The sequence below is a fragment of the Pseudomonas donghuensis genome (assembly GCF_000259195.1).
In the GTDB taxonomy this organism is placed as follows: Bacteria; Pseudomonadota; Gammaproteobacteria; order Pseudomonadales; family Pseudomonadaceae; genus Aquipseudomonas; species Aquipseudomonas donghuensis.
On sequence record NZ_JH650775.1, the window covers coordinates 75,656 to 96,557 of the forward strand.

General features: G+C 63.4%; 20 protein-coding genes. 14 read left to right on the plus strand and 6 right to left on the minus strand.

Annotated features, from left to right (window positions below; all coding sequences use genetic code 11):
* The 9 genes from UW3_RS27445 to UW3_RS0121305 all read left to right on the plus strand — a co-directional run.
* Positions 1–779, plus strand: a 779-nt coding sequence (locus UW3_RS27445) for an agmatine deiminase family protein (protein WP_010225445.1), incomplete at its 5' end; no start/stop codon positions are given.
* An 84-nt stretch (positions 780–863) separates the two neighbouring features.
* Entirely contained in the window at positions 864–1,463 is a 600-nt protein-coding gene (locus UW3_RS0121270) for a TetR/AcrR family transcriptional regulator (protein ID WP_010225446.1), read from the plus strand.
* Positions 1,464–1,543: 80 nt separating this feature from the next.
* Positions 1,544–2,692 carry an efflux RND transporter periplasmic adaptor subunit gene (locus UW3_RS27450; protein ID WP_237716766.1) on the plus strand — a complete coding sequence of 383 codons (1,149 nt, stop codon included), beginning with the start codon at positions 1,544–1,546 and terminating at the stop codon, positions 2,690–2,692.
* Positions 2,689–5,817: an efflux RND transporter permease subunit gene (locus UW3_RS0121280; protein ID WP_010225450.1), complete on the plus strand. Its 3,129-nt coding sequence runs from the start codon at positions 2,689–2,691 to the stop codon at positions 5,815–5,817. Before UW3_RS27450 ends, UW3_RS0121280 begins: the two co-directional genes overlap by 4 nt.
* A complete protein-coding gene (locus tag UW3_RS0121285) occupies positions 5,801–6,235 on the plus strand; it encodes an N-acetyltransferase (RefSeq protein WP_026001449.1) in 435 nt (144 codons plus the stop codon). The genes UW3_RS0121280 and UW3_RS0121285 overlap by 17 nt, the downstream gene beginning before the upstream one ends.
* A 264-nt stretch (positions 6,236–6,499) precedes the next feature.
* Complete coding sequence (locus UW3_RS0121290) at positions 6,500–7,285, plus strand: MipA/OmpV family protein (protein ID WP_026001450.1); 786 nt, start codon at positions 6,500–6,502, stop codon at positions 7,283–7,285.
* A gap of 124 nt (positions 7,286–7,409) precedes the next feature.
* The gene (gene yghU / locus UW3_RS0121295) at positions 7,410–8,249 is read left to right on the plus strand and encodes a glutathione-dependent disulfide-bond oxidoreductase (RefSeq protein ID WP_010225456.1); all 840 of its coding nucleotides are present in this window, start codon (positions 7,410–7,412) and stop codon (positions 8,247–8,249) included.
* 19 nt (positions 8,250–8,268) lie between these two features.
* Positions 8,269–8,589 carry a hypothetical protein gene (locus UW3_RS0121300; RefSeq protein WP_010225458.1) on the plus strand — a complete coding sequence of 107 codons (321 nt, stop codon included), beginning with the start codon at positions 8,269–8,271 and terminating at the stop codon, positions 8,587–8,589.
* Between the two features lie 37 nt (positions 8,590–8,626).
* The gene (locus tag UW3_RS0121305) at positions 8,627–8,962 is read left to right on the plus strand and encodes a hypothetical protein (RefSeq protein ID WP_026001451.1); all 336 of its coding nucleotides are present in this window, start codon (positions 8,627–8,629) and stop codon (positions 8,960–8,962) included.
* On the opposite strand, the gene UW3_RS0121310 is transcribed toward UW3_RS0121305, so the two are convergent.
* Positions 8,959–9,291 (minus strand): hypothetical protein, encoded by a 333-nt coding sequence (locus UW3_RS0121310; protein ID WP_010225462.1) that lies wholly within the window; start codon positions 9,289–9,291, stop codon positions 8,959–8,961. The genes UW3_RS0121305 and UW3_RS0121310 overlap by 4 nt on opposite strands.
* A gap of 164 nt (positions 9,292–9,455) precedes the next feature.
* Positions 9,456–10,445, minus strand: a complete 990-nt coding sequence (locus UW3_RS0121315) for a hypothetical protein (protein ID WP_010225465.1) — start codon at positions 10,443–10,445, stop codon at positions 9,456–9,458.
* 205 nt (positions 10,446–10,650) lie between these two features.
* Here UW3_RS0121315 and UW3_RS0121320 point away from each other — a divergent pair, with 205 nt between their 5' ends.
* The 3 genes from UW3_RS0121320 (at position 10,651) to UW3_RS27460 (ending at position 13,074) form a co-directional block, all read left to right on the plus strand.
* Entirely contained in the window at positions 10,651–11,079 is a 429-nt protein-coding gene (locus UW3_RS0121320; RefSeq protein WP_010225467.1) for a hypothetical protein, read from the plus strand.
* Between the two features lie 148 nt (positions 11,080–11,227).
* Complete coding sequence (locus UW3_RS27455; protein WP_010225469.1) at positions 11,228–12,289, plus strand: phenylacetate--CoA ligase; 1,062 nt, start codon at positions 11,228–11,230, stop codon at positions 12,287–12,289.
* A 14-nt stretch (positions 12,290–12,303) separates the two neighbouring features.
* The gene (locus UW3_RS27460) at positions 12,304–13,074 is read left to right on the plus strand and encodes an FAD-binding oxidoreductase (RefSeq protein ID WP_050990030.1); all 771 of its coding nucleotides are present in this window, start codon (positions 12,304–12,306) and stop codon (positions 13,072–13,074) included.
* Positions 13,075–13,120: 46 nt separating this feature from the next.
* On the opposite strand, the gene UW3_RS0121335 is transcribed toward UW3_RS27460, so the two are convergent.
* The 4 genes from UW3_RS0121335 to UW3_RS27465 are packed head-to-tail and all read right to left on the minus strand — an operon-like array spanning position 13,121 to position 18,023.
* On the minus strand, positions 13,121–13,840 hold the full coding sequence (locus UW3_RS0121335) for a siderophore-interacting protein (protein WP_010225473.1): 720 nt from the start codon (positions 13,838–13,840) through the stop codon (positions 13,121–13,123).
* Positions 13,841–13,853: 13 nt separating this feature from the next.
* Positions 13,854–15,383 carry a DHA2 family efflux MFS transporter permease subunit gene (locus tag UW3_RS0121340; protein WP_010225475.1) on the minus strand — a complete coding sequence of 510 codons (1,530 nt, stop codon included), beginning with the start codon at positions 15,381–15,383 and terminating at the stop codon, positions 13,854–13,856.
* Entirely contained in the window at positions 15,380–16,561 is a 1,182-nt protein-coding gene (locus tag UW3_RS0121345; RefSeq protein ID WP_010225477.1) for an HlyD/EmrA/EmrK family protein, read from the minus strand. The genes UW3_RS0121340 and UW3_RS0121345 overlap by 4 nt, the downstream gene beginning before the upstream one ends.
* The gene (locus UW3_RS27465; protein ID WP_010225478.1) at positions 16,554–18,023 is read right to left on the minus strand and encodes an efflux transporter outer membrane subunit; all 1,470 of its coding nucleotides are present in this window, start codon (positions 18,021–18,023) and stop codon (positions 16,554–16,556) included. The genes UW3_RS0121345 and UW3_RS27465 overlap by 8 nt, the downstream gene beginning before the upstream one ends.
* Before the next feature lie 112 nt (positions 18,024–18,135).
* Between UW3_RS27465 and UW3_RS0121355 the strand changes: the two genes are divergently transcribed.
* Positions 18,136–19,032, plus strand: a complete 897-nt coding sequence (locus tag UW3_RS0121355; protein WP_010225480.1) for a LysR family transcriptional regulator — start codon at positions 18,136–18,138, stop codon at positions 19,030–19,032.
* 261 nt (positions 19,033–19,293) lie between these two features.
* Complete coding sequence (locus UW3_RS0121360) at positions 19,294–20,826, plus strand: 4-hydroxyphenylacetate 3-hydroxylase family protein (protein ID WP_010225482.1); 1,533 nt, start codon at positions 19,294–19,296, stop codon at positions 20,824–20,826.
* Positions 20,827–20,902: the final 76 nt, after the last annotated feature.

Consider the following 20,902-nt stretch of genomic DNA (forward strand, 5'->3'; position numbering starts at 1 on the left):
TCTGGATCCGCGACTACGGCGGCTGCTTTGTCATCGACGACGACGGCAACAGCGCGCTGATGGACTTCAACTTCAACGGCTGGGGCAACAAGCAACGCCACCGCAACGACAGCCGCGTGGCGGCAACGCTCAGCGAAACCCTGGGCGTGCCCTACCTGCAAAGCGAGCTGACCGGCGAAGGCGGCGGCATCGAAGTGGATGGCCACGGCACGGCGATCATCACCGAAAGCTGCTGGATCAACGCCAACCGCAACCCCGACTGGAGCCGTAGCGACGTCGAGGCCGAGCTCAAGGCCAACCTCGGCCTGCGCAAGATCATCTGGCTGCCGGGCATCAAGGGCCAGGACATCACCGATGCCCACGTCGACTTCTACGCGCGCTTCGTCGAGCCAGGGGTGGTGATCGCCAACCTCGACAACGACCCGGACGCCTACGATTACCGGGTCACCCGCAAGCACCTGGAAATCCTCAAACAGGCCACCGACGCCGACGGCCGCCGCTTGACCGTGCACCTGCTGCCACCGCCAAGCAAACTGCGCAGCAACCGCTTCACCCGCGACAACCCGGAGTTTGCCGCCGGCTACATCAACTACCTGCCGATCAATGGCGCGGTGATCGCGCCACAGTTTGGCGACCCGCAGGCCGATCAGCACTGCAAGCAATTGCTCGGCGAGCTGTACCCGGGGCGGATCATCGAGCAGGTCAATATCGATCCGATTGCCGCGGGTGGCGGCGGGATTCATTGCATCAGCAAGAACATGCCCGATACCCGGCAGTAATCCAGTCAGCCACTTTGCTAGCTTGACGGCGTGCAGCAGCAGGTCAATAATAGATCGATCAGTCAGTCTATTAATGAGCCCGCCATGAGAACCGTAGACCCGGAGAAAGTCGCCGCCAAACGTAAGCAGATCCTCGACGCGGCCATCGAGTGCTTCGCGCGCAGTGGCTTTCACTCCACCTCGACGGCGCAAATCTGCGCCGCTGCGGGCATGAGCCCGGGCAACCTGTTCCACTACTTTCCCAGCAAGAACGCGATCATCGAGGCCATTGCCCAGGACGACCAGCATGGCATGGCCGAGTTGATCGCCCACCACGCCAAGACCAAGGACAGCCTCACTGCCATCGAGAACATCGCCATCGCCATGATGGAGTTGTGCAGCGACCCCACCTACGCCCGAATCAGCCTCGAAGTCGCCGCCGAAGCCTTGCGCAACCCCGAGGTCGGAGCCCTGCTTGCCGCCAATGACGCCAAGGTCAAGGCCGATCTGCAGGCCTTGCTCAAGCGTGGTATCGAAGCCGGGCAGATCGACCCGACGCTCGATACATCGATGGCCGCGACCTGGTTGATCGCCCTGACCGAAGGCGGCATCGGCCGCGTCGTGCTCGAGCCAGGCTTCAAGGCCAAAACACATAAACCGATGCTGCGTACGATCATCCGCAGGTTCCTGCAGATTCAGCCATAAGCCTCCTGACATCGGCCTGTCGTACTCGCTGTTGCCTCCCTTGTTGATGTGCCCACTCGAGATTGATCGCGATGGTATCTGTGCTGCGAGACAAACCCCGCCTGGTGATCCCCGGCCTGCTGTTACTGCTCGTGACTGGCTGGGTGCTGGTGATGCCTGCCAGCGAACAACCGGCCAGCGCTCCTGCGCAAGTGCCCCTGCTCAAGGTCAGCAGCGTGCTGGCCGAACCCGGCACCGTGAGCCAGACCCTCCAGGTGACCGGCAGCCTGGTAGCCCGCGACGAGGTGTCGATCGGTACCGCACTGCAAGACACACGCATTGCCAGGGTATGGGTCGAGGAAGGCGACACGGTGGTGACCGGGCAACTGCTGGCGCAACTGGAAACCGATACCCTCGACGCCCAGGTGCGCCAGGCCGAGGCAACCCTCAGTCGTAATGCTGCCCTGATCAAGCAACAGCAAGCGCTGGATATCGAGGCACAGGCCAGCCTGGCGCGGATCAATGAGCTGGGCAGCATCGGCGCGGTCAGCGCCCAGCAACTCGACCAGCAGCGCGCCCAGGCCCATGCCAGCGCCGCCGCGTTGGCCGCCGCCCGGGCCGAACATCAACAGGCCATCGCACAACTGACTGACGCCCGCACTCGCCGCGACAAGGCCGACATCCTTGCCCCGGTCAACGGCATCATCTCCGAACGTCACGCCCGCTTGGGTGCCATGGCCGGTAGTGAGCCGCTGTTCAAGCTGATACGTGACGGGCAACTCGAGCTCGATGGCGAGCTGGCGCAAAGTGCCCTGCAGACGATTCGGGTCGGTACCGCGGTTCAGGTGCACGTCGCAGGAATGCCCGACAGCGTCGCCGGCACGGTGCGCTTGCTGGCCCCCAAGGTGGATGCTGGCAGCCGGCTCGGGCGTGTGCGCATCAGCCTCGCGGCAACGCCCGGGGTGCGCGCGGGCAGTTTTGCCAGCAGCAGGATCGAAACCGGCACCAGCACCGCTGCGGTGGTCATTCCGTTACGGGCGGTGACCTTTACCGATGACGGCGGCGCCACCGTCATGGTGCTCGATGACAATGGCCAGGCGAGCGTGCGCAGCGTGACCCTCGGCCAGCGCAACAGCCTGCGGGTGCAGGTCAGCAGCGGCCTTGCCGGCGGTGAGCGAGTGGTGGCAAGCGCCTCGGCATTCGTGCGCGACGGTGACGTGGTCAGCCTGGCGCAGGAGCCAGGACAATGAGCCTGGCGGTGTCGTCCTGGGCCATTCGGCGGCCCATCCCTACCCTGGTATTGTTCCTGGTACTGGCCGTGGCCGGCTGGGTTTCCTTTATCGACCTGCCGATCAACGCCAACCCGCGGGTCGACTTTCCGGTGATTACCGTCGCCGTTGTCCAGGTCGGTGCCGCGCCGAGCGAACTCGAGCATGCCGTCACTCAACGGGTCGAGCGTGCGGTGTCCGGCCTGGCAGGCATCCGCCACATCACCTCGACGATTGCCGATGCCATTTCGGTAACCACCGTGGAGTTCCAGCTCGGTATCGACCCCGACCGCGCCGCCAACGATATCCGCGACGCTATCGGGCAAATTCGCGCGGACTTACCGCAAACCATTGAAGAGCCGCTGGTCACCCGCATTGATGTCGAGGGCGGGGCAATCCTCAACTACGCAGTCAAATCCAGCGCCCGCAATGCCGTGGACCTGAGCTGGTTTGTCGATGACGTACTCGGCCGGGAACTGCTTGGCGTACCCGGGGTACAAAAAGTACAGCGTCTGGGCGGTCTGGAGCGTGAGGTCAAGGTCGAACTCAAGCCCGAGCGACTTGAGGCACTGGGCATCTCGGCCGACCAGGTCAACACCCAGTTGCTGCACAGCAACAGCAACGTGCCCGGCGGGCGGGCGATTCTCGCCGACAGCGAGCAATCCATACGCACCCTGGGCAGCGCCCTGACCGTGCAAGCCTTGAGTGAAACGCCAATCGCCCTGCCAGACGGACGTTGGGCACGCTTGAACGAGCTGGCAAGCGTGGTCGATGGCGCCGGCGAAATGCGCGCCCAGGCGCGCCTGAACGGTGAGCAGGTGGTCGGCTTTGCCGTGTTTCGCGCCAAGGGTTCCAGCGATACCCGAGTGGCTGCAGGAGTAGAGGCTGCACTACAGCGTCTGCAGCAACATCATCCGGATATCGAGGTCCAGCAGGTCGCCTCGATGGTCGACTACACGCTGGCCAGCTACAACGCCGCGATCATGACCCTGATCGAAGGCGCACTACTCACCGTGCTGGTGGTGTTCCTGTTCCTGCGCAACTGGCGCGCGACCCTGGTGGCGGCCATCGCCCTGCCCTTGTCGATCCTGCCGACCTTTGCCGCCATGGCCTGGTTCGGCTATAGCCTCAACAGCATCACCTTGCTGGCCCTGACCCTGGTAATCGGCATCCTGGTCGACGATGCGATTGTCGAAATCGAGAACATCGAGCGTCACCTGGATCAGGGCAAGCGCCCCTACCAGGCCGCCATTGATGCCTCGGACGCCATCGGCTTTGCCGTGGTGGCGATTACCGCGACCATCGTTGCGGTGTTCCTGCCGGTGAGTTTTATCGGTGGCTTTGTCGGCCAGTACTTCACCCCCTTCGGCATCACCGTGTCGGCGGCGGTGTTGACCTCGCTGCTGGTGGCACGGCTGCTGACGCCACTCATGGCTGCCTACCTGCTCAAGCCCAAATCGATTGAGCATCAGCAGCATGCTACGCAGGCACCCGCCGGCTTGCTCGGTCGCTACCTGCGCCTGCTTGAGTGGGCACTGGCGCATCGGCGCAAGAGCCTGGTGATCGCGGCGGCTTTCCTGCTGGCCTCCTTTGCCCTGGTACCGCTGCTGCCTTCAGGTTTCATGCCGGTCAGCGATACCAGCCTGAGCCGCATCGATGTGTCCCTGCCGCCCGGCACGCCACTGGCGCAGACCGACCGGACCCTGCAACAGATGGCGGCGAAACTGCGCGAGCAACCGCAGGTGCCGTTTGTCTTCAGCACCGCCGGCGGCGAAGATGCCTCCGGCGCCACCGATGTCGCCAGTGGCCAATTACTCGTGCGCCTGGTGCCACCCGAGCAGCGCGAGCTGAGCCAGAAGGCTTTCGAACACTCGCTGCAACCGCTTCTCGGCGAGTTCGCCGATGTGCGCTTCGCCTTTCGCAGCGACAGTGCGGCGCGAGACATCTCGGTGATTCTCGTCGGTGCCGACGCCCGGCAACTGTCCCAGGCCGCCTACGCGCTGCAAGGCGAAATGCGCATGATCAAGGGGCTGGCCAACGTCCAGGTCAATGAGCCCTTGCCGCGCCCGGAGCTGTTGATCCGCCCGCGCCTGGATGAGGCCGCCCGCTCTGGCATCAGTGCCCAGGCCATCGGCACCGTGGCGCGGATTGCCACCTTGGGCGATATCAATGCCAATTCAGCGCGCTTCAACTTCCACGACCGGCAAGTACCGATTCGCGTGCAACTTGCCCAGGCGCAGCAAGGCGACCTCGACACCCTGCGCAACCTGCGGGTGGCCAGCGACAACGGCGGCACCCTGGCCCTGCACAGCGTCGCCGACATCGACTACGGCAGTGGCCCGACCAAGATCGAACGCTTCGACCGGCTGCGGCGAATCTCGGTGGACGCCGACCTCGCCGGCATAACCCTCGGTTCGGCACTGGAAGCGATCCAGGCCACACCTGCCTTGCAGCACCTGCCCCTTGGCGTGCGCGAGGTGGAGTATGGCGATGCCGAGTACATGAATGAAATGTTCGAGAAATTCGCCACGGCGATGACCTTCGGCATCCTCATGGTGTTCGCCGTGCTGGTCCTGCTGTTTCGCGACTTCCTGCAGCCACTGACCATCCTCGTTTCCCTGCCCCTGGCAGTCGGCGGTGCCATCGGTGGCTTGCTGTTGTATGGCGCGGCCATCGACCTGCCGGTGGTGATCGGCTTGCTGATGCTGATGGGCATCGTTACCAAAAACTCGATTCTGATGGTCGAATTCATCATCGAAAAACGCCGCGCCGGCATGCCCCGGCAGCTGGCACTGATGCAATCAGGCGCCGAACGTGCCAGACCCATTGTCATGACCACCATCGCCATGGTGGCAGGTATGATTCCGGCGGTTCTCAGCAGCGGCGCCGATGCCGGCTTTCGCGCGCCCATGGCGATTGCGGTTATCGGCGGACTGGTGACCTCAACCTTGCTCAGCCTGGTCTTCGTGCCGGTGGTCTTCAGCTACATGGACGATCTGAACAATTGGCTGGCCCCGCGCCTGGCCACACTCACCTCCGTGACCGCGCATGACCGGGCGACAGCGCAACTACAACGAACAGAGGCAGACAATGATCAGACCATTTGAAGAAAACGACATGGAAGCGGTTCTGGATATCTGGTTAGCGGCCTCGATCCAGGCCCATGACTTTGTCGATCCAGCCGTTTGGCGCGGTCAGGTCGACAACATGCGCACACTCTATTTACCCGCCTCGCAAGTGTATGTCGCCGAAGACGATAGTAAAATGACCGGCTTTTATGCACTGCATGATAATAACCTGGCGGCGATCTTTGTCCGCCCAGCGTGCCAAGGCCAAGGTATTGGCAAAGCGCTAATTGCCCACGCCAAGCAGCAACGAACAGAATTGACCCTGTCGGTGTATAAAGAAAACCACGCCAGTGTCCAGTTTTATCTGGCGCAGGGCTTTACCCTCATCGCGGAAGCGGTGGATCAACACACCGGCCACCCCGAGTACATCATGCGTACCCGAAAACAGCAGATGTAAACGTTATTACCTCTGCCCGAAAGAACGCCCAGCACACAACTGGACACTCCTGCCCTGCGGCAAACGTTATTGCCTGCTTATCAACATCGCCCGCCCTTCTATTATTAATCGCCTACTGTATGGCGCGGCACTACTGCGCCCGAAACTTTTGAAAGCCATTGACTGATTTGCAACTAACAAAGTTTTACATCCTGCACACGGATACTAACAACGAAGCCCCCTAGCATAAAAGATCCTTAGTTCACGAAACTCTCGTAAACCACCATGAAGACAACACGGATTTATACTGCATTGACCGGCTTCTGTCTGATAACCACTTCAGCGCACTTATTGGCCGACGATTGGCAATTTACCCTGCAAGGCGGCGCGGCCAATGCGCCGCGTTACAGCGGCAGCAGTGAACGCTCTACGGCACCGGTGCTTGGCTTCGAGATCGAAAGCCCTTACGGGTTCTTCCTCAAGGAAAAAGGCCTGGGCTGGAAACAGGAATGGGACGACGCCAGTTTCAGCAGCTACATCGGCACCAGCGACGAACGCAAAGACCGCAAGAAAGGCTATCGCGGCTCCGACCGTCTGCGCGGCATGGGCTCGATCAAATCCCGCGCCCTGGTGGGCATGGAGGGGTCCTACACCTGGGGACCGCTCACCTTCGGCGCCACGTTCGAACATGCGCTGAAAAAAGACAGCAACAAAGACACCGGCTCCGCCTACCAGACCCTCGAGTTGAGTGTCGGCACCTCGTTGTACGAAGGTGATTTCGGTAGCCTGACCGGCAACGTCAATGCGCTGTTTGGTGACGCCGACTACGTCCGCACCTGGTACGGCGTCAGTGAGCAGCAAGCCGCCAACAGCCGCTTTGCCGCGCACAAGACCCATGGCGGCCTGGTCAGCCAGGGCGTCAACCTGACCTGGAGTCTGCCACTGGGCGAAAATACCCGCCTGCATACCCTGCTGGATGTACAGAACCTTTCCGGGCATGTCAGTGACAGCCCGATCGTCGACCGCCGGGTGCAAACCTCCATCGCCAGCGTACTCGAGTACAGCTTCTAGAACGCCCCCTTGTGCCCCGGGGCCTGTACCGCAGGCTCCACGGGAGGTGCCTGCAGCCCTGTTTGACAACCGCGCGCGCCAGGCCGGAACATGAGCCCCTCACGCACACCAGGAGGTTCATCGCATGAGCAAGGCACCCTATGTCCCGCCTCGGGTCTGGCAGCACGACGCGCCGTCTGGCGGCGAGTTTGCCAACATCAACCGGCCAGTCGCCGGCCCGACACACGACAAGGCCCTGCCCGTGGGCAAGCAGCCGCTGCAGCTTTACTCCCTGGCCACGCCCAATGGCGTGAAAGTCACCATCCTCCTCGAAGAGCTGCTGGCGCTCGGGCATGCCGGTGCCGAGTACGACGCCTGGCTGATTCGCATCAGCGAAGGCGAGCAGTTCTCCAGCGGCTTCGTCGAGGTCAACCCCAACTCGAAGATCCCCGCCCTACTCGACCGTAGCGTGCAGCCGCCGATCCGGGTGTTCGAGTCGGGTTCGATCCTGCTCTACCTGGCGGAAAAATTTGCCGAGTTCCTGCCCAGCGACCCGGCCGCTCGCACCGAGACCTTGAACTGGCTGTTCTGGCAGATAGGGGCAGCGCCCTACCTGGGCGGCGGCTTCGGTCACTTCTATGCCTACGCGCCGGAAAAGCTCGAGTACCCGATCAACCGCTTCAGCATGGAAACCAAGCGCCAGCTGGATGTGCTCGACCGCCGCCTGGCTGAACGCACGTACCTGGCTGGCGATCACTACAGCATCGCTGACATCGCAGTTTGGTCCTGGTATGGTCAACTGGCGCTGGGCAGGCTGTACTCGGCGGGCGAGTTCCTCAGCGTGCAGGACTACCCCCATGTGCAACGCTGGGCACAGGCGATTGCCGAGCGCCCGGCGGTGGTCCGCGGCCTGCGCGTCAACCGCACCTGGGGCGATGAAAGCAGCCAGCTGCCCGAGCGGCATGCGGCGCAAGATCTCGACTGATCAAGGACCCTGTTCCAGGATGGAGCACTACACATCACTGCTGCAGGCGCTGTTCTTCTTCGCGCTGACCTTCGCCCTGGGCTATCTCTCGATTCGCCGCATGCGCACGCTGCGGGAGGCCGTCGACCGCGAGTTCCAGGCAGCGCTGCGCCGCCACCACATTGACAGCTACGAAGTACTGCGCGACCGTACCCGCAACCACTACCACCCGGAGGCGATCCAGGTGCATCGGATACTGCGCGATGACAAGGGCCAGCACTACCTGTATGTCCACATCAGCGACTCGCCCGGGGTGATGCAAGCCCTCAGCCGTGAGCGGGCTTTGGCGGCGTTAGCCTAGGCTGAGCAATCCCACCTTCGACCCATGGATGATCCTGTTGAAACCCCTCAAGCACCGTTTTCTCGCCATCGCCATGCAAGTGGTGCTCAACATCAGTATCTGGAGCGGCGGGCTCTACATGATCTGGGTATTGCTGGACCGTGATGCAACGCGGTACTTCGAAACCTACGTCGTCTTTGCCATCACCGGCCTGTGCCTGTTCTTCTTTACCGCACTGTTTGTGCGCTGCCCGGAATGCAACAAGTCCATGCACCATCTGTACAAGCCGGGTGACGGACTGTTGATGCACCGGGGGTTGCTGCCCCATGAGGTCTTCACCCAGAAGCTGATCGAGTGCCCCGCGTGCAAGCAGGTGGTGAAGTTTCGCGATTAGCGCAAACTGATAACGACCTTGCGTGCGAGCATCCCCACCAGCATGCCGGCGATCGTCAGGAGTACATCGGCGCTGAACTTCGCCGCGTAGTCAGGGGCGTAAATACGGTCATGGGTGTAGAAGGTCGGACCGGTGTTGAACACCGTGTGGTAGCCATTGGGGAAGAATGCCACCAGGCACAGCACCACGATCAGGCCCAGGGTCCAGCCGCCGGTACCGTCGTAGGATTGGCTACGAAACCAGAGGAGAATCCAGGTCAGCACGGCAGCGAAGATGGGGGTCCAGTATTGGCTGGTGATGGCGTCGTAGAATTCCAGGGTGAAGTACATGGCGTTGCTGAGTCCTTTCAATGAAACAGGTGGAGAGGGTTCTGTTGCCCGCCGCAAAAACGCGAAAGGCCCTAGGTTATCAGGGCCTTCAGGTTGATGCCGGCATTCGCTGTGCGCGGTGCATTCTATCACGCTGCGCGCACTGACTCCGCACTTGTCCCGCCTCAACCGGCTGGCGCAATACGGACCGTTTCCAGACGGTCCAGGCCTACGCCGTAGAAGAACGAGAACGGCCGCCCGGCCTGATAAGCGAAGTTGCTGCACATTTCACGCAAACCCTCGCGCCCGGCATCGGCCAGGTCGAAGGGCTGGTACGGGTGCACGCCGAGCGATCCGAATTCAATCGACAGCCAGGACGAACGAAACTTGCCATAGGACATCTGACTGTCCACGCTGACCTTGAGCCCACCGGCCTCGAGGCGCACCCGCAAGTCACGGTCGTCAAAGTACAAACTCGCAGGAACGCGCAAGGCCATTTGATCGTGGGTGAGAATGTCCATGTCGCCCACCAGCTGTGCGCCGTCGGCCTTGAAGCGGGTGATGATGAACGGCAATGCCGTCTGCACGAAGCTGTCGACCTGACAAATTGCCTCGCCATTGACCGTGCGGCTACCGGCAAAGGCATGACGCCGCTCGCTGTCGCTGACCAGCGTATTGAGGCTCACCTCTGACGGAAACTCGAACCACAGCGCCAACACCTTGCGCCCCATTGCGACGACGTTTGCAGGGGCCTGCCCGATTTCCTGCCCCGCTGCATTCAATCGCCTGGCCTGGCTGTAATCAAGCGTCAGTTGCAGGCTGGGAACCACGGCCTTGCGCGCGCGCAGGATGGCTTCGAACTGACGGTTCAAACCCTGGCGCTGCGCAGGGGCAAGGGCATTCTCGGCACCGCGCAGCAGCAGCGTGTCGCTGCGCTGGGGGGCCAGCTCCAGCTGCAGCTGTTGCACGTCGAGTTGTTGCGCGGCCAGCACATGCTGCATGGCCTGCAAATACCCCTCGTGCACTTGCGTGGTGTCGTGGCGAGGATGGGCACCGCCCTGGAACTGCAGCTCGGCCAGCACCACCTTGTGGTCCTTGAGCAGCGCCACGGCGAGCAGCACACACAACCCAACGCCCGACCCAACCATCAGCTTCCATCCCGCGCTTTGACTCATTACCTGCCTGCTCCTTCAGATAGACCACAGCGTCTCGCTCAGCCACGCACTGGCACCCTTGCGCCATGCCGGCCCGAGCCAGGGCGGGGATGATAACCGGCATTGCCCGGCATTGCCGCTTCAACCGGGTTGACCAGCGGCAGATACCACCGTGTAGGCCACCTGCTGCGCTTATACTGGCCGCAATGGGCCATGGAGGGACATCTTGGACAGCCTTGTGAAACGTCGAATCATCTTGAGCGTCAGCGCACTTGCCGGGTTTTTGCCCGTCACCCTGGTGTTTATCTGGGGCGCCTTGTACTTTCTCGCGGGAACCTTGGGCTCCTCCCCCATTGTCTGGGAGAACCTGCTTGTGGTGCTGGTACCCATTGCATTTTCGCTTTTCTGCCTCTGGGCATGCTGGAAACTCTACGCCATTTCAATCGCCACAACGCCCGAAGTCCGTCACAAACGCCTGCTGGTCATGGGTGTCCTGGGTACGATCCTCTGGGGGTTGCCCTGGGCTTATCTGGGCCGTGACTTCCCCACGACAATCTACATTTTCCTGATGCCCGGCCTTACTGCAGCGGTGATGCTGGGCATGGCGCTGAGCCGGCAAAGGTCGGCAGTGACGCGCGCTCGACCCGACGCGTGAACGGCCTGGAGCCTGACAATGCGAGCCTGCCCGGCCGGCCCCGGGCCGCCTCCACGCCCCTGGCGGCCCGGCCAATGCGAGTAGCCATCCTCCCCCTCCCGTCATAGCATGCTTGCCTAACGGTCGGCACGCCAAACGGACTTGGAAGATGAACGCCAACACACAGCTCGACGCCAGCACCCTGGGCCTGAACGAACAGCGCCTGCGCGCCCTGGCCCACCGCGACACCCTGGAAACCTGCAGCCTCGACCAGTTGCGCGACGTGCAACTGCGCCGCCTGCGCTGGTCGCTCAAACATGCCTGGCGCAACGTGCCCTGGTACCACCATCAGTTCGAAGCCCAGGGGCTGCACCCCGAGGATCTCCAGCAGCTGGAAGACCTCGCCCGCTTTCCCTTCATCGGCAATGCCGAGTTGCAACATCACTATCCGTTCGAACTGTTCGCCGTACCCGCGCACCAGGTCGTGCGCCTGCAGGCCTGCAATGACGGTAGCGCCCGCTCGCCGGTGATTGGCTACACGCGCAACGACCAGGAGGTCTGGGCGGCGCTGGTCGCGCGCTCGTTGCGCGCCGCCGGTGCCCATGCCGGCGACCGCCTGTACGTGCTCGGCGGGCAGGACGCCTTGGGTGCCAGCGGCGGCATCCAGTTGGGCGCCGAGCGTCTGAACTGTGCGCTGATCCCCCTGGCGGCGCGCCAGGCCGGCCAGCAGGTCCGCCTGCTCTGTGACTTCCAGCCGCAGATGCTCATCGCCACGCCTTCCCACTTGCTGGCCCTGGCCAACGAGCTGGAACGCCAGAACATCGCGGCGTCGGCACTGTCCCTGCGCATGGCCCTGATCGGCCCGCACCCCTGCAGCAGCGCCCTGCGCCAGGAGCTCGAACAGCGCCTGGGCATCCAGACCCTGGCACTCTACGGCGTACCGGCACTGATGGACCCGGGCATCGGCATGGAATGCCTGGAAACCCGCGACGGCGTGACCCTCTGGGAAGACCACTTCTACCCGGAAATCATCGACCCGGACAGCGGCACACCGCTGCCTGATGGCAGCTTCGGCGAAGTGGTGCTGACCAGCCTGAGCCGCGAGGCCCTGCCGATGATCCGTTACCGCACCGGCGATATCGGCCGCCTGCTGCCGGGTACCGCCCGCAGCATGCGCCGCCTTGAACGCCTCACCGGCAACAGCGCCACTACCTTGCGCCAGAGCGCCTGAACAGGACCCGGTCAATGACTACGATGCACCCATTAAAAGTCGCCGATATCCGCCGCGAGAGCGCCGACACTGTCTCGATCGCCTTTGAGGTGCCAGCGCACCTGGCCTCGACCTACCGCTTCCAGCAGGGCCAGTACCTGCAACTGGAGGCGCAGTTGCAAGGTGAAGCGGTACGGCGCTCTTATTCGATTTTCAGCGCCCCCACCGACGGCGAACTGCGCGTAGCCATCAAGCATGTGCCCCAGGGACGTTTCTCGAGCTACGCCAACACCCAACTGGCGGTAGGCGACGCATTGCTGGTGATGCCACCCGCAGGCTCGTCGTACCGTCCGGAACCGCAGGCGCAGGTCCATCACTGCCTGGGCATGGCCTCAGGCAGCGGCATCACGGCGCTGCTGCCGATCATCAAGACGACCCTGGAAAACGATGAGCGCAGCCGCTTCACCCTGGTCTATGGCAGCCGCGACCGCGCCAGCATGCTGTTTGGCGAACGGCTGGAGGCACTGAAGGGGGTGTATGCAGAACGTCTGCAACTGATCCTGCTGTTCAGCCGTGAAGCCAACAACAACGGGCTACCGTCCGGGCGCCTGGACATCGCCACCTGTGATTGCCTGTTCCGTGAATGGGTCGACGTCAGCCTGCTCGACGCGGCTTTTATCTGTGGCCCACAGGCCATGGTCGAGACAGTGGGTGGGGCGCTGAAGGATTACGGCCTGGCAGCCGAGCGCCTGCATTTCGAACGTTTTGCCGAGCCACAGCCTCTGCGCGAGGCGCTGCCCTCCTGAACCGCGCGGGCCTTGCGCTGCCTGGCAGCGCAAGGCGAACGTTCGCTCAATCGCGGTCGCGATGGTCGGCGACGCCGCGCATCCAGTAGCCCTTGCTGCGGACCAATCGACGTGGAATCGAACAGGCCTCAGTGAGGTAGTCACGCACCTCATTGACGCACTGCGCTTCGCCGGCGATCCAGAACTGCCCGACCCCCGACGGCAATTGCAGACTGTCGATACCCTGGAGCAACAGATTGCTGCCGGCGGGATGCTCATCGCGGAAGAACCACTCGCAATTGACTGCGGCCAGTGAATCCAGCGCTTGCAGTTCGGTCATGGTTTCGGCTTCCAGCACCACCAGGGCGCGGTCTCCCGGCGACAGGCTCTCAAGGATGCTCATCACCGCCGGGGTGCCGGTTTCGTCTGCGGCCAGCAGCATCCACTCGGCATCTTCCTGGGGCTGAAACCCACCTCGCAACGCCGAGCAACCGATCTGATCGCCGAACTGTGCCTGCTCGACCCAACGTCCGGCCGGACCATGGTCATGGCGCACGAAGTCGATGTCGACATTGCCCGACTGCGGGTAGTGCCGGCGGATGGTGTAGGCCCGGCTGACCTGGCTGCCGCCACTGGGCAGGAACAGCTTCAGCCATTGCGAAGGCTGGCACGGTAGCGCGGTGGCGAACAGGTCGCCCTTGAAGGTGACACGCCGCACCAGCGGCGTGACATCGCGGATATCGATCACATCGAGGTTGTATTTCAACTTCTTGCGGAACTCGAACATGAATACTCCAGATTTACTTGGCTTTCGCCTTGGGTGAACGGGCCAGCCAGACAATGGCCAGGACAGCGCAGAACAGCCATGCGCTGGCGAGGGAGAAATCGTTCAGGGCCAGCATATGCGCCTGCCGGTCGATGGTTCGCGCCAGCGACTCGAGGGCGCCCTGGGCCGACAGCCCGAGCGAGTTGAGGTTGTCCTGGGCCTGGGCGCTCCAGTGGTCGAACGGCGTCATGCGCTCGGCCAGGTCGACCTGATGCTGGCGTGCCCGGTGATCCCAGAACGCAGGGCCCAGTGACACCGCGAAGCTGGCGCCGGTCATGCGCAGGGCGTTTTGTAAGCCGAGGGCCGCCGGAATTTTCTCCGGTGGCAGGCGCGACAGCGAGATCGCCACCAGCGGGGTGAACAGGAACGCCGTGCCGGCGCCCATCAGCACCGAGTTCCAGCCGATGAACTGAATGTCCAGGTTGGTCTCGAAGTACATGCGCCACAGTGATGCGCCGATCCAGCAAATGAACGCCATGCTCGCCAGTACCCGCGCGTCGGTATGCTGCATCAGCCTGCCGATGAAGGGCGCCAGCACCACCCCGGCGATCCCCAGGGGGGCGGTGGCGATACCGGCCCAGGTCGCGGTGTAGCCCATTTCGGTTTGCAGCCACAACGGCACCAGCACCAGCGAGGCGAAGTACAGGGCAAAGCCCAGGCTCACGCTCAGGGTGCCGATGGCGTAGTTGCGCTCCTTGAACAGGCGCAGGTCGAGAATCGGGTGTTGCGCGGTCAGCTCCCAGGTAATAAGGGAGGCGAACCCCAGCACGGTAATGACCGCCAGGACCCGAATCGGCGTGGCAGAGAACCAGTCCAGGTCCTGGCCCTTGTCGAGCAGGATCTGCAACGAACCCACGGCGACCATCAGCAGCAGCAGGCCGACCACATCCACCGGCAGCTTGCGCGTAGGGTTGTCCCGCCCGCTCAGCACCTGGCCGAGGGTCAGCAGGATGAAGATGCCAACCGGCACGTTGATATAGAAGATCCACGGCCAACTGATGTTATCGGTCAGGTAGCCGCCGAGGATCGGGCCGCACACCGGCCCCAGGAAGGTGGTCATCGACCACACCACCAAGGCCGTTGTACGCCGCGCAGGCGGAAAGATCGCCACCAGCAGCGCCTGGGACAACGGCGCCAAGGGGCCGCAAACGGCGCCCTGGAATACCCGGAACACCAGCAGCGAAGTCAGGTTCGGGGCCAGGCCGCAGCACACCGAGGCCAGCACGAACAACACCACGGCGCTGAGGAACAGCTTGACCTGGCCGAAGCGCTGGGCCAGCCAGCCGGTGAGCGGCAGGCCGATGGCCAGGGAGATGCTGAACGAAGTCAGCACCCAGGTGCCCTGGTCAGGGGCCACGCCGAGGTTGCCGGAAATGGTCGGCACCGCGACGTTGGCGATGGTGGTGTCGAGCACCATCATGAAGTTGGCCATGCCGATCGCCAGCGCGCCGAGGACCAGCGTGCCACCGCTCAATGGCTCGATGGGACGCTTGGCGCTGCTCATCGATCGTTCCTCGAGACGCTCAGTTTCGACACTTGCAGGTTCTCGGCGATGATCCGGTTGACCAGCGCTTCGCTGCCGCTACCGATGTTGCCGTAGACCTCGGTGTTGTCCTGGACGCTGGTGGGGGCCTGCTCGTCCGGCTCACCCAGGGTGGCCTTGGCGGTCATCGACAGGCCGATGCGCAGTGGGTGGCGCAACACCTCTTCGCGGTCCAGGGCGATGCGCACCGGTACCCGTTGCACCACCTTGATCCAGTTGCCGGTGGCGTTCTGCGCCGGGATGGTGGCGAACGCCGCGCCGCTGCCGGCTTCGATACCCTGGATGCGGCCGTGGTAGACCACGCTCTCGCCATACAGGTCGGCAAACAGTTCAACACGCTGGCCGACCTTGATCTGGCCCAGTTGCGACTCTTTGAAGTTGGCCTCGACCCAGACCTTGTCCAGCGGCACCAGGCCCATCAGAACAGTACCCGGTTCGATGTGCTGGCCCACTTGCACCGCGCGCTTGGTAATCAGGCCATCCACCGGCGCCGGGACCTTGGTCCGCGCCAACGCCAGGTAGGCTTCACGCACACGCTCGGCGGCAGCGGCCACCTGCGGATGGTTTTCCACGGTGGTGCCCTGGATCCGCGCCTGCAGGCCGACCAGTTTGGCCTCGGCCGCGCGCAGGCCGGATTGGGCGATCTGCGCGGCTTCCTCGGCGTGGTGCAGATCTTCCCCGGACACCCCGCCCTGGGCAATCACTGAACGGCGCCGTTGCAGGTCCTGATTGGCCCGGTTGGCTTCGGCCTGGCGCAGCTTGACCTGGGCGGTCAGGTCGTTTTCTTCGGCGAACAGGCTGTTGACCGTGCGTACGGTCAGGGCCAGTTGGTGGGTGGCGGCGTCCAGGCTCAGGCGCGCATCGGCCGGGTCGATTTCGACCAGGGTGTCACCGGCCTTGACCGTATCGGTGTTCTGGATGTTCACCGCGGTGGCCGTGCCGCGCACCTGGGCGGAAATCAGCACCACGTCGCCACGTACATAGGCGTTGTCGGTGCTTTCATAGAGGCGGCCATACACCCAGTACCACAGGGCGGCAGCCACGGCCGCCGCCAGGGCGACCAGGGTGATGAGCAGGAAAATCGGGCCGCGGCGCGACTTGGCCGGAGCCGGGGCTGGGGTTTGGGTGGCGTCAGTCATGGGAGGTTCCTGCAAGCGTAGTGGAGTTCTGATCAGCTTCTTTCCAGCCGCCGCCAAGCGCGCGTAGCAGGCCGGCATGGTTTTGCAGCGCCGAGGTTTTCAACTGGACCAGTTGCATGCGCGTATCGAGCACCCGGGTCTGGGCATCGAGCACATGCAGAAAATCGGTGAGGCTTTGCCGGTAACGCAGGTTTTCCAGGTCGTAGACCTGTTCGGCCTCATCCAGCCCCTGCACGGTTTTCAGGCGCTGGCCTTCGATAGCGCGCAGTTGCGAGACATGCCCGGCCACTTCGCCCAGGGCATTGACCAGGGTCTGGTTGTAACTGGCCACCGCTTCGGCGTAACCGGCCTGTTGCGCCCGGTACTGGCCACGCAGACGCCCGGCGTCGAAGATCGGCAAGGTCACCGCGGGGCCCACGCCATAGGTGCGGCTGTCGTGGTGGAACAGGTTCTGAAAACTGAAACTCTGAAAGCCTGCGAATGCGAGCAGGTCGATGTTCGGGTAGAACGCCGCACGCGCCGCGCCAATGCGTTTGCCTTGCGCTTCGACGCGCCAGCGCTGGGCGACCACATCAGGCCGGCCACCGATCAGCTCGGCAGGCAGATGCCCCGGCAAGGCCACGCTACGCCGAGGGTCGGCGACCTTGGGCTGCCATTGCTCGCCCCAGCCCGGACCCTTGCCGGCCAGGGCCGCCAGGCGCAGTTGATAACCGCGGGCGGCGCCTTGCAGGCGCGCCTGCTCGGCTTCGAGCAACGGGATCGGCCCCCGTGCCCGCACCACGTCGACCTGGGTGCCCAGGCCGGACTTCAGCCGGTCTTCGCTCAGGCGCAGGATGCTGCGGCGCTGCTCCAGGGTCTGGTTGACGATGGCCTGCTGCTCGATCACGCCGCCCAAGGCAAACCAGGTTTCCACCAGGCTGCCGCTGAGCGCCAGACGGGCCACCGCCTGATCGGCCTGGGCGGCGCGCAGGCTGCCCACCGCCGCTTCGTTCAGGGACCGGTTCAGGCCCCACAGGTCGAGGTTGTAACGCCCTTGCAGCAGCGCTTGGCCATCGGTGTGCCAGACCCCGGCTTCATCGGCGCCGGTCTTGTAGTTCTGCGAATCCTGGCTGCGCAGGATCTGGGTCATGGCCGACAGGCTCGGCCGGGTGTTGGCCAGGGTAATGCCGGCGTCGGCTTGCGCCCGGTCGATGCGCGCGCTGGCAATCGCCAAGCTTGGCGATGTCTCCAGGGCGGCAGCCAGCAGGCGGTCGAGGTCGGCGTCGTTAAAGCTCAGCCACCAGCGATCATCCGCCTGGGATGCGGGTTGGGTCGCGGCGTGCTCGATGTCCAGACCGGCTTCGAGCTGTTCGGGTGACAAGGGTTTTGGCGGTTCGGGGCTATGCCCGGGGCTGACGCAGCCGGGCAATGCCAGCAGCAGACAGACCGCCAGCCAATGCTGAATCGAATGAGAGGGTTCCATCACAACATCCTTGGAGGGTTGGGTTGCAACGGGATGATAGGTAGCCCCTGGCATATTGAAAATTGCAATTAACCGAGACTAGACTTGCGTTTCTTGCAACAAGGAGCGTGCAATGAACCTACCTGATCTGAACCTGCTACTGACCTTCGATTCGATGCTGCGCGAAGGCAGCGTCACCGGCGCCGCCGAGCGCATGAACCTGAGCATCCCGGCCATGAGCCGACGCCTGGCGAACCTGCGCGAGGCCATGGGCGACCCGCTGTTCGTGCTTGCCGGACGCCGCCTGGTGCCCACCCCCCTGGCACTGGAACTGGCGCCGCAGGTGCACAACCTGCTCGAAGAGGCGCGCAATGTGCTGGGCACTAAACAGAAGCTCAACCTGGGCACGGTAAAGCGAGTATTCACCCTGCGCACCGAGGACGGCTTCACCGGTGCCTGGGCCCTGCGCCTGAGCCAACGGGTGGCGCAACAGGCCCCGCATGTGACCTTGAGTTTCATGTCCCAGGGCAACGAGGATGTCGCCGCCTTGCGCGACGGCCTGATCGACCTCGACATCGGTATCGCCGGCCCCCTGGGGCCCGAGGTCTACAAGCAGCGCCTGTACATCGACACCTTTGTCGGCGTGGTCAACAACCAGCACCCCCTCGCGCGCCAGAGCAGTGTCAGCGCCGAGGACCTGGTGGCCTTCCCTCACCTGTCGGTGTCACGCCGCGGCCGCACCCGCGGGCCGCTGGACCTGGAGCTGGAAAAGGTCGGTTTGCAACGCAAGGTGCAGTTGGTGGTCCCGGGCTTTCAGGCGGCCATGCAACTGGCCAGTTCCTCGGACATGATTGCGGTGATCCCGCGGCGCTTCGTCGAATGGTCGTTGCCGCTGCTGCCACTGCACATTTTCCCGCTACCGCTGGAGACCCCCGGCGGCGAGTTCTGCCAGGCCTGGCACCCACGCGTGAACAATGACCAGGTACATCGTTGGTTGCGCCAACTGGTGCAGGAATGCTCCGGCAACTGAATCGGTTGTCCTGCGACGGGCGCCAAATGCGAGCGCCCTGCAGCCGCCCCCTCAGACAAAAAAACCGCCCACAGTAGCCAGCGACAAAAAGCGCCCACAACCCCTCCTCCAGGCAATCGTAGATTGCGTGTTTCGAAATTTACATCCAGTCACACTTATCTCTAAGTTGTCGTCCGTGCAAACCAGCATTTACCCCATAACAACGGCGCGCCCCCCATGGGTAACCAGTGCGCGTGGTCTTATTGATACCGGAGCAGACTAATGATGGATCGTAATGGCTTCTCTCTTGATCGTCGGGGCCTTCAAACCTCGCAGGAGTACCTGGCAAGCCTGCGGGATGGCAGGGAAGTCTGGATCAACGGCGAGCGGGTCGAGGATGTCACCGAACACCCTGCGTTTCGCAATGCGGCGCTGATGAATGCGCGCTTCTACGATGCGCTGCATGACCCCAAGCTGCGTGACAAACTCACCGTTGAGATCGACGGCGCTCCCGGCCTGCGCTGCCACCGCTTCTTCCAGGCGCCGCGCACGGTCGAAGAACAGGTCGCCGCGCGCGATGCGATCGCCGAAACCGCACGCCTGAGCTATGGCTGGATGGGTCGCACCCCGGATTTCAAAGGCGCCTGGATCGGCACCTTCGGCCCTAACCGCGACCTCTATGGCGAGTACGCCGAGAACGCCACCCGCTGGTACAACTTCAGCCGTGAACGCCTGCCGTTCATCAACCATGCCGTGGTCAACCCGCCGGTGGACCGCAACCAGGACCCGAACACCTCCAACGTCTTCGTGCGCGTCGACGAAGAAACCGCGGACGGTCTCTACATCAGCGGCGCCAAGGTGGTGGCCACCGGCGCGGCACTGACCCAGTACACCTTCGTAGCCCACTACAACGTGATGTACCAGGACAAGAAGTACTCGCCGATCTTCATGATCCCCACCGGTGCCAAGGGCGTGAAGCTGATCTGCCGGACCTCCTACGAGCAGGCGGCGAGCAAGAACGGCAGCCCGTTCGACTACCCGCTGTCGAGCCGCATGGACGAGAACGATTGCATCCTGATCTTCGACCGGGCCTTCGTACCGTGGCAGGACGTGTTCATGTATGGCGTGGAGATGTCCAACAGCTTCATTCAGAAATCGGGTTTCTTCGGCCGCACCCTGATGCACGGCTGCACCCGCCTGGCGGTGAAGATGGACTTCATCTGCGGGCTGTTCCTCAAGGCCGTGGAAATCTGCGGTACCCGTGACTTCCAGGGCGTTCAGGGGGCAGTGGGCGAAGCCATCGCCTTGCGCCACATGCTCTGGGGCCTGTCCGACTCCATGGCCTATCGCACCGAAAACTGGAACGAGGAATTCCTGCTGCCCAACCTGGAATCGGCACTGGCCTACCGCGCCACCGCTGGCGATGCCTACAGCCGGGTGATCAACCTGATCCGCAAGACCGTGGCCAGCGGCCTGATCTACCTGCCGTCCCACGCCAAGGACTTCCTCAACCCCGAGGTGCGACCGTTCCTGGACCAGTACGCCCGCGGCTCCAATGGCATCGACGCCGAAGAACGCGCCAAGACCCTCAAGCTGCTGTGGGACGCGATCGGCACCGAATTCGGTTCGCGCCACGAACTGTACGAGGTCAACTACTCCGGCAGCTACGAGAAGAGCCGCCTCGACACCCTGCACATCGCCAGCCATTCCGGACGCACCGAGCAAATGCGCGCCCTGGCCGAACAGTGCATGGCCGAGTACGACCTCAATGGCTGGACCGCCCCGGACTTCAAAAAGGCGTACGCGGCACGTTGAGGCCGTCGCGTAACTGAACATTCGCTGTCGTCGAGGGGCTGCCGCCCACAGGCCAATCCCGCCTGTGGATACAGCC

What these genes read in the sequence shown, in the direction of transcription:
- UW3_RS0121270 (WP_010225446.1), top strand. Translation starts at nt 864, where the DNA reads ATGAGAACCGTAGACCCGGAGAAAGTCGCCGCCAAACGTAAGCAGATC.
- UW3_RS0121280 (WP_010225450.1), top strand. Translation starts at nt 2,689, where the DNA reads ATGAGCCTGGCGGTGTCGTCCTGGGCCATTCGGCGGCCCATCCCTACC.
- UW3_RS0121285 (WP_026001449.1), top strand. Translation starts at nt 5,801, where the DNA reads ATGATCAGACCATTTGAAGAAAACGACATGGAAGCGGTTCTGGATATC.
- UW3_RS0121290 (WP_026001450.1), top strand. Translation starts at nt 6,500, where the DNA reads ATGAAGACAACACGGATTTATACTGCATTGACCGGCTTCTGTCTGATA.
- yghU (WP_010225456.1), top strand. Translation starts at nt 7,410, where the DNA reads ATGAGCAAGGCACCCTATGTCCCGCCTCGGGTCTGGCAGCACGACGCG.
- UW3_RS0121300 (WP_010225458.1), top strand. Translation starts at nt 8,269, where the DNA reads ATGGAGCACTACACATCACTGCTGCAGGCGCTGTTCTTCTTCGCGCTG.
- UW3_RS0121310 (WP_010225462.1), bottom strand. Translation starts at nt 9,291, where the DNA reads ATGTACTTCACCCTGGAATTCTACGACGCCATCACCAGCCAATACTGG.
- UW3_RS0121315 (WP_010225465.1), bottom strand. Translation starts at nt 10,445, where the DNA reads ATGAGTCAAAGCGCGGGATGGAAGCTGATGGTTGGGTCGGGCGTTGGG.
- UW3_RS27455 (WP_010225469.1), top strand. Translation starts at nt 11,228, where the DNA reads ATGAACGCCAACACACAGCTCGACGCCAGCACCCTGGGCCTGAACGAA.
- UW3_RS27460 (WP_050990030.1), top strand. Translation starts at nt 12,304, where the DNA reads ATGACTACGATGCACCCATTAAAAGTCGCCGATATCCGCCGCGAGAGC.
- UW3_RS0121335 (WP_010225473.1), bottom strand. Translation starts at nt 13,840, where the DNA reads ATGTTCGAGTTCCGCAAGAAGTTGAAATACAACCTCGATGTGATCGAT.
- UW3_RS0121340 (WP_010225475.1), bottom strand. Translation starts at nt 15,383, where the DNA reads ATGAGCAGCGCCAAGCGTCCCATCGAGCCATTGAGCGGTGGCACGCTG.
- UW3_RS0121345 (WP_010225477.1), bottom strand. Translation starts at nt 16,561, where the DNA reads ATGACTGACGCCACCCAAACCCCAGCCCCGGCTCCGGCCAAGTCGCGC.
- UW3_RS27465 (WP_010225478.1), bottom strand. Translation starts at nt 18,023, where the DNA reads ATGGAACCCTCTCATTCGATTCAGCATTGGCTGGCGGTCTGTCTGCTG.
- UW3_RS0121355 (WP_010225480.1), top strand. Translation starts at nt 18,136, where the DNA reads ATGAACCTACCTGATCTGAACCTGCTACTGACCTTCGATTCGATGCTG.
- UW3_RS0121360 (WP_010225482.1), top strand. Translation starts at nt 19,294, where the DNA reads ATGATGGATCGTAATGGCTTCTCTCTTGATCGTCGGGGCCTTCAAACC.